This window comes from Ruegeria sp. AL7 (assembly GCF_056536105.1).
On the sequence record NZ_JBQFJF010000001.1, the window covers coordinates 263559 to 276760 of the forward strand.

Genomic DNA, 13202 nt, shown 5'->3' on the forward strand with positions numbered 1-13202 from the left:
CGGCAAGAGGTGGGTCATGGGCACAAGGACAAAGAAACTCAGCCAACTGGCCCTGACCGCGCGAGGCGGGGTTAACCCCGAGATCACCGGTCTGGCCGTTGACAGCCGCGAGGTGAAAGACGGTTTCCTGTTTGCAGCCCTTCCAGGCACGCGGGTTCATGGCGGCACGTTCATTCAATACGCCCTGCGCATGGGGGCCGCCGCCATCCTGACCGATGCCGAAGGGGCGAAAATCGCAGCAGCTGATCTTGCAGCGTCGGATGCGGCGCTGGTGGTTGTCGAAGACCCGCGTCAGGCACTGGCCGGGGCCGCCGCCCTATGGTTCGGTGCGATGCCGCAGACCATTGTTGCGGTCACCGGAACCAATGGAAAAACCTCGGTTGCCACCTTTGTGCGCCAGATCTGGACCGAACTGGGCCATGCCGCCGTCAACCTTGGGACAACCGGTGTCGAAGGGGCATGGACCGCACCGCTGGCCCATACCACGCCCGAGCCAATCACCCTGCATCGCTGTCTGGCGGAAGCCGCCGAAAACGGTGTGACCCACGCCGCGATGGAGGCCTCGTCCCACGGCCTTGAACAGCGCCGCCTGGATGGCGTGCACCTGACCGCTGCCGGGTTTTCGAACTTCACGCAGGACCATCTGGATTACCACGAGACTTTTGAAGCGTATTTCGCAGCCAAGGCTGGGTTGTTCGACCGGGTTCTGCCGCAGGATGGCACCGCGGTCATCAATCTGAGCGATCCCAAGGGGTCTCGGGTCCGCCGGATCGCCCAGGCGCGCGGTCAATCGGTGCTGACCGTCGGGTTGGGCGACGCCGATCTGTGCCTGATCAACCAGCGGTTCGATGCCACCGGGCAGGATCTGCGATTTGCGTGGCAGGGCCGGACCTTCCAGACACGCCTGAACCTGATCGGAGGGTTCCAGGCCGAAAACATCCTGCTGGCCTGCGGGCTGGTGATTGCCGCGGGCGACAGCCCCGAACGGGTTTTTGAAACGCTGCCGCATCTGACCACCGTGCGCGGGCGTATGCAGCTGGCCGCAACCCGCGAAAACGGCGCGACGGTTTTTGTGGATTACGCGCACACCCCCGACGCCGTGGCCACCGCTCTCAAGGCGCTGCGTCCGCATGTGATGGGTCGTTTGATCGCCATTGTCGGCGCGGGCGGCGACCGCGATGCCACGAAACGCCCGCTGATGGGAAAGGCAGCTGCCAACCACGCAGATATGGTTTTCGTCACCGACGACAACCCACGCAGCGAAGACCCCGCCGCCATACGCGCCGCTGTCATGGCAGGTGCGCTCGAGGCAGCGGGCGACGTCAGCGTGACCGAGGTCGGCGACCGCGCCGAAGCCATTCTGCGCGGCATCGATGCCCTGCAACCCGGCGACGCACTGCTGATTGCGGGCAAGGGCCACGAAACCGGGCAGGTCGTTGGCGATCAGGTGCTGCCCTTCGATGATGCCGAACAGGCCAGCATTTCCGTCGCCGCGCTGGACGGGAGGGTCGCATGACGCTCTGGACAGCATCCGAGGCCGCTCAGGCAACGGGTGGACGGGTCACGACCGACTGGACCGCTGATGGTGTCTCCATCGACACGCGCACCCTTCAACCCGGTGATCTGTTTGTTGCGCTGAAAGCGGCGCGGGACGGGCATGAGTTCGTTGCCCAAGCGCTTGAGAAAGGCGCGGGCGCGGCTTTGGTCTCGCATATTCCCGACAACGTATCGCCAGACGCACCACTGCTGATCGTTGATGATGTGCAGGCGGCGCTCGAGGCTTTGGGGCAGGCAGCACGCGCCAGAACGAATGCACGTGTGGTAGGGGTGACCGGCAGTGTCGGCAAGACGTCGACCAAGGAAATGCTGGCCGTGATCCTTGAAGCGCAAGGCAAAACCCATGCCAGCGTGGCCAGTTACAACAACCACTGGGGCGTTCCGCTGACCCTTGCACGGATGCCGCGCGACACTGAATTCGCGGTGATCGAGATTGGCATGAATCATCCGGGCGAGATTGCCCCGCTGGCCCGGCAGGCCCGCCCGCATGTGGCGCTGGTTACAACCGTGGCGGCGGTGCATCTGGAAGCCTTCGAGAATGTGGCTGGCATCGCCCATGAAAAAGCTGCGATCTTTGAAGGGCTCGAACCCGGTGGCGCGGCAATCGTCAACGCAGATATCGAGCACGCGGACATCCTGCGCCAAACGGCACTTGGGCAGGGGGTCGGGATCGTGGATTTCGGCCAAGGCGCAACGGATTACCGGCTGACCGACGTTCAGCAGGGGGCGAACACCGTGATTGCCGAAGCTGCCGTTGGTGATCAGGTATTCCGCTTTGCGGTGAACTCTGCCGGTACGCATTTCGCCATGAACGCGCTGGGGGCCTTGGCTGCCTGCGTGGAACTGGGTGTCGATCTGGATCAGGCCATTGCGGGCCTGCGCGCATGGTCCCCGGTCAAGGGGCGCGGTGTACGGGAAAGCATTCTTCTGCCCGGCGGCGGGCAGATCGAACTGCTGGATGACAGCTATAACGCCAACCCGACCTCGATGGAGGCCGCGCTGGACGTGCTCGCCGCCTCACAAGGCAAACGCCGCATCGCCTTTCTGGGCGACATGAAAGAGCTCGGCACGCAGGAAGAGGCGATGCACGCCGCCATGGCCGATGCCAATGCGATGGCGCATGTCGATCAGGTGCATTGTATCGGCCCGTTGATGCGGGCACTGCACCACGCGCTGCCTCCGGCGAAACGCGGCCTCTGGTCTGAAACCAGCACCGAGATGGCCGACCGGTTGCCTTCGCTGGTCAGGGACGGCGATACTGTGCTGGCCAAGGGCTCTCTCAGCATGGGATTGGCCTCGATTGTTGACGGTCTGCGCAAAATGGGGCAAGGGGGCGCGCTTGATGGGTGATCACGCCCATGCGCCTCGTGTGAGAAAGGTATTGTCATGCTGTACTGGTTGACCGCCCTGTCGGATGGCGGGGATTTCTGGAACCTCTTCCGGTATATCACCTTCCGCGCAGGCGGTGCCTTCATGACGGCACTGATCTTTGGGTTCATCTTCGGAAAACCGCTGATCAACGTACTGCGCAGAAAGCAGGGCAAGGGCCAGCCGATCCGCAATGATGGCCCCGAGGGGCATTTTTCCAAGGCAGGCACGCCAACAATGGGCGGTTTGCTGATTGTCGGGGCTCTTGTGACCTCGACCCTTGTCTGGGCGCGTCTGGATAACCCTTATGTCTGGATGGTGCTTTTCGTGACCCTGTCTTATGCGGCCATCGGATTCGCGGATGACTATGCCAAGGTGTCGAAACAGAACACCAAGGGCGTACCGGGGCGGATGCGCCTCGCATTGGGCGTGATTATTGCCGTGCTGGCTTCGCTTTGGGCGACGTTGCACCACCCCGAAGCGTTGCAGAACCAGCTGGCCGTGCCGGTGTTCAAGGACACGCTGGTCAATCTGGGCATCTTCTATATTCCGTTTGCGATTGTCGTGATCGTAGGGGCCGCCAACGCAGTAAACCTGACCGACGGTCTGGACGGGCTGGCCATCATGCCAGCGATGATCGCCGCCTCGACGCTGGGCGTGATTGCCTATGCGGTGGGCCGCGTCGACTTTACCGAATATCTCGACGTGCATTACGTGCCGGGCACCGGTGAGATCTTTATCTTTACCTCAGCGCTCTTTGGTGCGGGTCTGGGGTTCCTTTGGTACAACGCCCCCCCGGCGGCGGTCTTCATGGGCGACACCGGATCGCTGGCGCTGGGCGGCGCGCTGGGCGCCATTGCCGTTGCCACCAAGCACGAGCTGGTTCTGGCCGTCGTCGGCGGGCTGTTCGTGGTCGAGGCGCTGAGCGTGATCATTCAGGTCCTCTACTTCAAACGCACCGGCAAACGGGTCTTCCTGATGGCCCCGATCCATCACCATTATGAGAAAAAAGGCTGGGCCGAGCCGACCATCGTCATCCGCTTCTGGATCATCTCGCTGATCCTGGCGATGATCGGTCTTGCAACGCTGAAGGTGCGGTGACCAACCGCCGAATTGTTTTGTCAGGATGTTCCAGCGGAGGTAAGTCAACCCTGCTGCAGGAAATGGCGAAACGTGGCTACGCAACGGTTCCTGAACCTGGTCGACGTGTGGTCAGGGCCGAGCAGGATAGCGGTGGGAACGCGTTACCGTGGAATGACCCCGAGGCGTTTTGCAGAAAGGTGATCGGCACGGCTTTTGACGACATGGCCCATGCTCCAGCTGGTCTGGTTCTGTTTGACAGGTCGGCGCTGGATGCTCTGATCTGGTTCGAGCGCACGGGCACAAATCTTGAAAATGCACTGCGTGATAAGATTCTGCGGCTTGACTATGATTGCCGGGTGTTCCTGTTTCCACCATGGCCTGAAATCTATGTTCAGGACAGCGAGCGACAGCATGATCTGTCTGACGCTCTTGCGGAATATGAAGCTTTGTGCGACCGCTTACCGAAACTTGGTTTCCAGACAGTCCTTGTCCCGAAACGGCCCGTGGTCGAGCGGGCAGACTGGCTTGAAGCGCAGCTAGGCAAAGGACACATGAAATGATCCCGGTCAAAGGCTTTTCAGGGCAGAAAGTTGCGGTTCTGGGATTGGGCCGGTCCGGTCTTGCAACCGCACGCGCCTTGCGCGCAGGCGGGGCGGAACCGGTCTGCTGGGATGACAACCCCACAGCCCGCGCCAACGCCGAGGGCGAAGGGTTCTCCTGTGCCGACCTGCGCAAACAGGGGGCGTTTGACACGATTGCCACGCTCATCGTTTCACCGGGCATTCCGCATCTTTATCCCGAACCCAACCCCGTGGTTGCCGCAGCTTTGGATGCAGGCGTGCCGGTCGACAATGATATCGGCCTGTTCTTCCGCTCTTTTGCGGGGCCGGAATGGAGCAACTATGACACTCCGCCACGGGTCATCGCGGTCACCGGCTCGAACGGGAAATCAACCACTGCTGCTCTGATCCATCACATCCTGACCGAGGCCGGGCGCGAGGCGCAGCTGGCCGGAAATATCGGGCGCGGTGTTCTGGATATCGATCCGGGTGGCGATGGCTCGGTCGTGGTGCTGGAACTTTCCAGCTATCAGACGGAACTGGCCCGTGCGCTGACCCCGGATGTGGCGGTGTTCACCAACCTTTCGCCAGATCACCTGGATCGCCACGGTGGCATGGGCGGATACTTCGCGGCCAAACGAAGGTTGTTTGCCGAAGGCGGCCCGGACCGCGCGATCGTTGGCATCGATGAAACCGAAGGCGCCTTTCTGGCTGGCCAGCTGGCCGAAGGGCCGGCGGATGATCGGGTGATCCGTATCTCGGTAACGCGAAAGCTGACGGGGCCGGGATGGCAGGTCTTTGCGCGCAAGGGGTTTTTGTCGGAATACCGCAAGGGGCGGCAGGCCGGGTCCATCGACCTGCGCGCGATCAAGGGCCTTCCCGGTGCCCATAACCACCAGAACGCCTGCGCGGCTTATGCGGCCTGCCGGTCGCTGGGCCTTGCGCCACGCGTGATCGAAGACGCGCTGCACTCGTTCCCGGGCCTGCCCCACCGCAGCCAGATCATCGCCGAGGCCGACGGGGTTACCTATGTCAACGACTCCAAGGCGACCAATGTCGACAGCGCCCTGAAAGCGCTTATGGCGTTCAAAAAGATCCGATGGATCTGTGGCGGCCTTGAAAAGGAAGGCGGTGTCGCAGCCCTGAACGCAGCAGCGGATCAGGTGATCAAAGCCTATGTTATCGGTCGTGAGGCGGCGGGCTTTGCGATGCAACTGACGTCCGACGCACAGGTTTGTACCACGATGGAGGCGGCAGTGGCGCAGGCCATGGCGGATGCACAGGCGGGCGAGACCGTTCTGCTGGCCCCGGCAGCAGCAAGTTTCGATCAATATGACAATTTCGAACAGCGTGGCGACGATTTCACAGCGCAGGTGCAAAAACGGCTGGGCTAACACCGCACCTGCAACAGCCTGCCGGTAGATGTGGACATTTTTCAGTCAGATTGACACTTTGTTGGAATTGAGGTTGCGTCACCTTAAGTTCAATAAAGAGGAAGCGGAAATGTCTGCACGCAAAATTCTCTCCATCCTTCCCGTCGTTGCGCTGGCCGGGGCCTGTGCCAATAGCGGGGCGAATTATGTTCCTATCATCGACGGGCCTGTGGGTCCGAACTACCAGTCCGATCTGGCCAATTGTCAGGCGCTGGCCCGGTCTCGCCCGACGCTGGACAGCAACACCGCGGGCGCTGCCGCCATCGGCGCGGCTGGTGCGGCGGCGACCACAGCGATTATCGACAACAGCGCCAGCGATCTGGGCCGTGCGGCGGCCGCTGGTGCTCTGGTCGGTGTGGGTGCCAGCGCGATCAGCAACACCCAGAACCAGGAAGTGATCGTGCGCAACTGCATGCGCGGTCGCGGGTATAACGTCGTCGGCTAATGCCGCGCAAAACGGAAGTGTAGGTTAATTCTTGGCGGCAATGGCGACACCTGCGGCATGGCCCGATGACCATGCCCATTGAAAGTTGTAGCCGCCAAGCCACCCGGTGACATCCACCGCTTCACCAATCGCATAGAGGCCAGGGACATCCTTGGCCTCCATCGTTTTCGATGACAGATCATCGGTATCTATTCCGCCCAACGTCACCTCGGCGGTGCGATACCCTTCGGTTCCCGATGGTCCCAGCCGCCAGTCAGACAGGGCCGCGACCAGATCAGACAGTTTCGCGTCCGACTGATCGGCCAGATTGCCGGACATCGGGATGATTTGGCTTAAATACTCGACCAGCCGGGACGGCAGATGCCGCGCCAGTTCCGTTGTCAGCGCCTTGCGCCCTGCATTTTGCCGTTGCGCGCGCAGCAGATCGAACAGGGGCAGTTCGGGGATCAGGTTCACGCCGATCTCCTCGCCTTCGCGCCAATAGGAGGACAGCTGTAAAACGGACGGCCCGCTGAGGCCGCGATGCGTGAACAGCAGCGCTTCGTCAAAACTTGTGCGGTCATTCGACAGCCGCACGGGCAGGGAAACACCGGACAGGTCCTTGAACCGGCCATCCGAAAAGGTGAACGGCACCAGCGCCGCGCGGGTGTCGGTCACCCGCAGGCCAAACTGCCGGGCAATGTCATAGGCCAGCCCGGTCGCGCCCATCTTGGGGATGGATTTGCCCCCCGTGGCCAGTACCAGATTGGCGCAGGTCAGATGCAGGCGCTGCCCCTCACGCTCGACCTCCAGCGCGAATCCGGTGCCATCCTTGCGCAGATCACGCAGCGCGGTCTGCACCCAAAGCTCGGCGCCGGCGCGGCTCATCTCGTCCAGCAACATCTGGATGATCTGCTTCGAGGAGCCGCCGCAGAACAACTGCCCCAGCGTTTTCTCATGCCATTTGATGCCGTGCCGGTTCACCAGGTCGACAAAATCCCACTGCGTAAACCGGGCCAGCGCGGATTTGCAGAAATGCGGGTTTTGCGACAGGAAGTTGCCCGGCCCCGCATACATGTTGGTAAAATTGCACCGCCCTCCGCCCGAGATGCGGATTTTCTCGCCCGGCGCCTTGGCGTGGTCGATCACCAGCACCCGCCCACCGCAACGGGCCGCGCACATCATGCCTGCTGCTCCGGCACCCAATATGATCGTATCGAACCTCATGCACCGCCCTTGGCGTGGATTTTCGGCGATGACAAGGGTGAAACCCGGCGCATCGTGCCTGAGGCAAAAGATTTAGTTGTCAGGTGAATGATTCCCGGAAAATCGGGGCCTGCGGGCGGTGACACCCTTGCACGGGGGCCGGTTTGGGCTGGTTGTCGAGATTTTGCGCGCGCGTCGCGGGGCGGGGCTGGAAGGGTGCAGATCGCAGAAAGCCATGCCCGGGTCCGGTCAAAATGCGGCACCGTTCAGGTTGTGCAAGGCACCTGATCCCACCACAAGTGGGGCCACCGAACAGGGTGGTGGCAGGCATGTCTGGCAGAAACGGTGAAGGCATTACAACGTTCGGATACTTTTTGGAGAATCGATTTCCGGTGTCAGTTAGCCGCAACTGTGTCGGGCCATCCGCTTGGTTCAAGAGTATCGGGCCGGTTCAATACCAAGTGCTTGACCGGGATCAGCCCTCGCGCACTCCTAACGGGAAGTCTTGCCGCATCAGCCCGTCTTGCCCGCCAAGCACCAAGCGCCACAGGTGCCGGGTAAATTGGCCAAATTACACCGAAAAATATGTTCAAAAATAAAAATATGTCGACGGAAGTTCACTAAAACAATACAATAACCCTTATTATTTTGAACTTAACGCATTTTAGAAACCAAATCTCATCAGCGGGCCGATTAATGCCTCGTGATTTCCATTCAGGCCCGTGGCCCGTCCCGCGCAATGCAGCGCCATTCACACCCGTCGGCTGCATTTGCAATCGCAACACGCCTCTGATGCGTGCCAGCCCGCCTGTTTTCGGGGTGGCACATTTCAACAAGTTAAAGAGTTCCGAGACACGATCATGGGTATTACTCTGAATTTGAACAATCCAAGCGACCTTCCCAAGGCGCGGCTCAGGGCGATCCTGTTCCTTGATGCATGTGATTACTCTGCCGCCGTCCGCGAGGCCGAGCTTGAAACGCTGGCCAGAATCCGCCGCGATCTGAACTGCGTCAGCGATCTGGTTAACAGCTTTCGGGGCCGGGTGACCGGCCTGACCGGTGACGGGCTATGCGCCGTCTTTCCAAGTGCGCGTGCCGCCGTCGAAACTGCGCTGGGGGTGCAGGATGTCCTGACCCATGCCCCCGACCGGTACGCCAAGGGGTATCGAATTGGGATACATCTGGGCGACACGTTCGAGGTTGACCAGCAGATCATCGGTGACGCCGTGAATACGGCAGCCCGGATCGAAAGCGTCGGCTCATCCGGCGAGGTTCTGGTCTCAAGCGTTGTGCGCAATGCGCTGCGCGGACGACAGGATTTCCTGTTCAACTCGATCGGGCGGCCCAATCTCAAGAATATCGGTGCCACGCTCGAGCTGTTCAAAGTGGCCCGCGCAACCATCGACGTCCCCTATGAGAAGGATGGAAAAGCACAGCCGGTTCCCGTTCCCACCAAACCAACGGCCTTCCGGTCCGAGCAGATGTCGTTCTCCATACCGCGCCCGAATTTCGTGATAGGTCTGTTGTCTCCGGATGTCGGTGGCAGTTCCGAAACCGCGACATTCGTGTCCAACATCGTTGCGGAACAGCTGTCCAAATCCCTTACCGAAACCGAAGCGCTCGAGGTTCAGGATTACCGGGTGCCGCAGGTCGCGCTTCCAAAGGAACCACTGTCGGCTGGGCCTGATCTTTTCCTTCAGTGTCGCGCTTCGACCTGTGGCAGCATGTTGCAAGTGTCCGCCACCGCAATGAGGTCGGAAGACAGAAAAGTGATCTGGAGCCAGAATGTGGTGGCGGATCAGGGTGACTTTCTGGGGCAAAACTGCTCGGGACTGACATCGTTCATCAGCTATGCCACCGACGCTTTGCTGACGGCTTTGCTGAACGGGCGTCACATGCGCGATCCGGCCTCCCATCACGCGGCGAAGACGGCTCTTGCAGCCGTGCATCATCTGCTGACCATGACAGGGCCGGGAGTCGATGAGTTGGAGGCGGACATTCTGGCTGCCTACGAGCTTGATCCCAAACCAGCCTACCTAGCGTGGCTGGCTTATGTCACGACCTTCAAGGTCGGTGAACGGTACGGTACCTGGGATGCCACACTGGAAGCGCAAGCACGCGATCTGGCCCGCCGCGCGGTCGAGGCTGACCCGGATAACGGCACTGTTCTGGGCCTTGTCGCCCACGTGCATTCCTACGTGTTCCGAGAGTTTTCGGTGGCGCAGGATCTGGTCGACCGCGCGCTCGAGCTCAGCCCTTATCGGGCGATGAGCTGGGATTCAGCCGCCATGCTTTATTGCTACACAGATCGCCCCGCGCTGGCGGTGGAAGCCGCGCAGAAGGCCCGGCTTCTGGGTCGGCACAACCCGTACCGGCACCTGTTTGACGGGGCAGGATGCGTCGCCGCGCTGGTCAATGGCGAGTTCGAGAAATCCATCAGGTTCGGAGAATCCGTGATGGAGGTTCAGCCGCAATTCAAAGCGGTCATGCGTTACCTAGCAGCGGCCTATGGGCACGCAGGCGATCGGCAACTTGGTAAAAGCGCTTTGAAACGGTTGATCGAATTAGAACCGGACATGTCGCTGGCCTGCATCCAGCAGGACCGGTTCCCGGTGCCAACACGGTTCAGCGCGCAACTGATGGAAAGCGGCCTGTCCAGGATCGGATTGCCGCAACACGCTTAAAGCAGGGGTAAAAGTAGGGGGTTTACTTATGTCTTACGTTTCCACGCTCAACGGTTTCGGAATGATGGTCCGACGTGGTGAGCTGATCTCGTGCAAAGTGGTGAAACTGATGAACCTTGCCGGAACCGGTGGTCTCGGTACCTCATTGGGGGCGAACCAATCTGAGCTGAACAATTTCATTTTCGATGCCCAGAGAGAGAGTTACCTGCAATACAGTAAAGCGATCAACGCGCTGGACCCAGAGGTGTTGGACGATGAAACGCTGCGCAAACTCAGCGATTTCATGCAGGACGAGCGGTTTATCGATCCGCTCAAGGCTGACGCAGGCGTAATGGATTCGATAGACGGTGAGATCGGGAAACGCTCTGCCCTCGGCGCGGCCTCAATCGCGATGAGCGCATCTTCGGCGTTTGCTTTGAATCGAAACAGGAATCGCAACAGAAACCGCAATCGCAACAGAAACCGCAACCGAAACAGAAATCGCAATCGCAACCGGAACCGCAGCGATTTTGACTTTGGCGGTAGTGATGCCTCCTTCGGCTGGCGCGAGATGCGCGATCTGTGCCGGATCGGAATGCTGCCCGCATCCGGTCTGCTGGGCAAGGTCTGGGAAAACATCGACCTTCTGCCGCCACCGGGCCCTGACGAAAGCATGAAGGAAACCGAATACTTGCTGATCCTGCAAGGTCGGCTCAAGTGGTCAAATCAGGCGACACGGCGCGAGGAAATCGTGGCGCAGGCTGGCTTTGGTATTGATGACTATCTCAGCCCGCTGGGCATTGACGAGCAGGGCGGCTTTGATGCGACACGTGCACTGATGACGATCCTGCTGGAACTGACGAATGAAATCGGCCTGACCTACAAGAACCGTTTCAGCCGACCCAGACCCAATATCATCCAGCCGCTGATCCGGCCCTTTATCCCGGTGCCTTTTCATGCGGCTTACCCCTCGAACCACTCCTACCAATCCTTCGCGATTGCCGAACTGTTCTCGCGGCTGATCCCTGAACATCCGGGCACTGTCGCTTTGTTCCACCGCGCCCAGCGGATTGCTGAAAACCGCGAATGGGCTGGTCTGCACTACCCAAGCGACACAGCCGCCGGGCGAAGTCTGGCCAGAAAAACCGTGGCTTACCTGACCGAGGTTCTGGACGAACTGATGGACGAAGCACAAGACGAATGGCTGGGTTAAGGATCAACGCGAGGTGACGAAATGACCGCAGGAAACGAAGACTACGCACGATATTACTATCTCTGGCATCTGGTCGCGATCAAAGCCTTGACCGTCAAGGCGCCCCCGCCCGCTGACGGAGAGACCTGCCCGGAAATCGACAGCGCGATCTGGGATTTCACAGGCCCTGCTCTGGCCGAGGCGAAGATCGCCCTGATCGACATGGGCGTGGCCCCGCATCACCCAAACCTGAAAGCGCCGGACACCGGACCGGTTCCGGCGGACAGGGTCATTCGGGACGAAGCCCTTGATCTGGCCAGCCACCCGTTCGGTGTCAAATACATCGACCGGTCGGCCGTTGGGGCAGGGGCAGAACATATCGAAGAACATGTGCAACATCTGTCGGGCATTCAGAACCCCTTGGGCATTCCGGGCCTGACGTCGCAGGAACAGCGGGTGATTGCCGGGCTGAGATCGGGGTTTGGTGTTAAGCGTTACATCGATGCTTATGATGATCGCTATGCCGGGCACGGCACCAGCTGTGCCGGGCTGGCTTGCGGAACCAGCTTTGCGGCGGACCAATTCGGCAATACCGGCAATATCGCGGCGTATTACGGGGTTGATCCCAAAAGCAGGATTATTCCGATCACGACGTCGATCTCACCCAGCCCGGAAGAGTTGATTGCGGCGTTTCTTTATGCTCATGAAAAGGATGTTCATGTCATCCTGTTTCCGCGCGACATAGCGAACCCGGACCATTGGCCCGGGTATGATGACCGTCCTGCCACTGTTACCGAACCGTTCTATCCGGGTCTGGACAGGCACGAAAAGACGCGCCTGCACGAGACGATGCGCGATGAACCCGACGGTGACGCGCGCGATATTTCAGTGGCGTGGTCGACGCTCCACAAGGTCGTCGAATGGGTCAGCACGAAAATTCCGGTGGTCTGCGCGGCTGGCAATGACGGTCGAAGTGAATTGATTTACCCCGCCAGCCTGTCCGGTGATCCAGCCAACGGGATCATTTCCGTGGGGGCCGTCAACTATAATGGCTACCGGTCCGGGTATTCGAACTATTCTGCTGATCTGACCGTGTCCGCCCCCTCAGATGACGGTGAGATATACAACCGCTATCAAATACGTCTGGACCGTGACGCGGCCTCGGCGACTGACTTCCATCTGGAGGATCGGGCCGCTCTTCCCAAACATCACCTCAAACGCGATGGCAGTGGTGACGCGATCCCGATTGTCGATTTCGCACCTCAACGGTTGGTGACGTTGGACGTGCCGGGCCCCCGGGGTTATGTCGAAGGCAGCCTTGCCGCGGCTGTCGAAACCCGAAAAAAGGCCGTGGACGATCCTGCTGGTCTGTATACCGAATTCGGCGGCACTTCGGGGGCTTCGGCCCTTGTTGCCGGGGCAATCGCGATGATGCAACGAAAGTCGCCCAATGTTCTCAATGGGGTGCAGATCAAAGCCATCTTCAAGAACCTCGAAACATCTGCAACGCGTTTCAATAATGCCCACTGGTATTGGTCCTCGGCCGCAGGAACCCTGCAAGCTGATGCGATCAACGGTTACACGCCTCCCCTCAGGGCCGAACTGTTCGGTGTGGCGGGGCTGCTGGATGTGCCGCTGCTGCTGACCAAAGTCTGACAGCCCGCCGCCTCCCGCCCGATGGCCGTCGCAACACGGTTGACAGGCGGTCTGGGTCTG

The 13202-nt window shown here is 60.3% G+C and carries 10 protein-coding genes; 9 read left to right on the top strand and 1 reads right to left on the bottom strand.

The genetic code is table 11. The features are described from left to right. The first annotated feature begins 16 nt into the window (after nucleotides 1-16). The 6 genes from ACR3E2_RS01370 (at nucleotide 17) to ACR3E2_RS01395 (ending at nucleotide 6446) form a co-directional block, all read left to right on the top strand. Nucleotides 17-1516 (top strand): UDP-N-acetylmuramoyl-L-alanyl-D-glutamate--2,6-diaminopimelate ligase, encoded by a 1500-nt coding sequence (locus ACR3E2_RS01370; protein ID WP_480481877.1) that lies wholly within the window; start codon nucleotides 17-19, stop codon nucleotides 1514-1516. After that, nucleotides 1513-2907, top strand: coding sequence for a UDP-N-acetylmuramoyl-tripeptide--D-alanyl-D-alanine ligase (locus tag ACR3E2_RS01375; protein ID WP_480481875.1), 1395 nt, complete (start codon nucleotides 1513-1515; stop codon nucleotides 2905-2907). Before ACR3E2_RS01370 ends, ACR3E2_RS01375 begins: the two co-directional genes overlap by 4 nt. A gap of 36 nt (nucleotides 2908-2943) precedes the next feature. Continuing rightward, a complete protein-coding gene (gene mraY / locus ACR3E2_RS01380) occupies nucleotides 2944-4026 on the top strand; it encodes a phospho-N-acetylmuramoyl-pentapeptide-transferase (RefSeq protein WP_267363338.1) in 1083 nt (360 codons plus the stop codon). Continuing rightward, the gene (locus tag ACR3E2_RS01385) at nucleotides 4023-4568 is read left to right on the top strand and encodes an AAA family ATPase (RefSeq protein WP_480481873.1); all 546 of its coding nucleotides are present in this window, start codon (nucleotides 4023-4025) and stop codon (nucleotides 4566-4568) included. Before mraY ends, ACR3E2_RS01385 begins: the two co-directional genes overlap by 4 nt. Continuing rightward, nucleotides 4565-5962: a UDP-N-acetylmuramoyl-L-alanine--D-glutamate ligase gene (gene murD / locus ACR3E2_RS01390; protein WP_480481871.1), complete on the top strand. Its 1398-nt coding sequence runs from the start codon at nucleotides 4565-4567 to the stop codon at nucleotides 5960-5962. Before ACR3E2_RS01385 ends, murD begins: the two co-directional genes overlap by 4 nt. A 109-nt stretch (nucleotides 5963-6071) precedes the next feature. Then, nucleotides 6072-6446, top strand: a complete 375-nt coding sequence (locus tag ACR3E2_RS01395; protein ID WP_480475937.1) for a glycine zipper family protein — start codon at nucleotides 6072-6074, stop codon at nucleotides 6444-6446. A 24-nt stretch (nucleotides 6447-6470) separates the two neighbouring features. Here ACR3E2_RS01395 and ACR3E2_RS01400 read toward each other — a convergent pair whose 3' ends face one another. Continuing rightward, entirely contained in the window at nucleotides 6471-7652 is a 1182-nt protein-coding gene (locus ACR3E2_RS01400; protein ID WP_480481869.1) for a BaiN/RdsA family NAD(P)/FAD-dependent oxidoreductase, read from the bottom strand. A gap of 839 nt (nucleotides 7653-8491) precedes the next feature. Here ACR3E2_RS01400 and ACR3E2_RS01405 point away from each other — a divergent pair. The 3 genes from ACR3E2_RS01405 to ACR3E2_RS01415 are packed head-to-tail and all read left to right on the top strand — an operon-like array spanning nucleotide 8492 to nucleotide 13142. Further along, nucleotides 8492-10315, top strand: coding sequence for an adenylate/guanylate cyclase domain-containing protein (locus ACR3E2_RS01405; protein ID WP_480481867.1), 1824 nt, complete (start codon nucleotides 8492-8494; stop codon nucleotides 10313-10315). A 28-nt stretch (nucleotides 10316-10343) separates the two neighbouring features. After that, nucleotides 10344-11507: a phosphatase PAP2 family protein gene (locus tag ACR3E2_RS01410; protein ID WP_480481865.1), complete on the top strand. Its 1164-nt coding sequence runs from the start codon at nucleotides 10344-10346 to the stop codon at nucleotides 11505-11507. A 21-nt stretch (nucleotides 11508-11528) separates the two neighbouring features. Further along, nucleotides 11529-13142: a S8 family serine peptidase gene (locus ACR3E2_RS01415; RefSeq protein ID WP_480481863.1), complete on the top strand. Its 1614-nt coding sequence runs from the start codon at nucleotides 11529-11531 to the stop codon at nucleotides 13140-13142. Nucleotides 13143-13202: the final 60 nt, after the last annotated feature.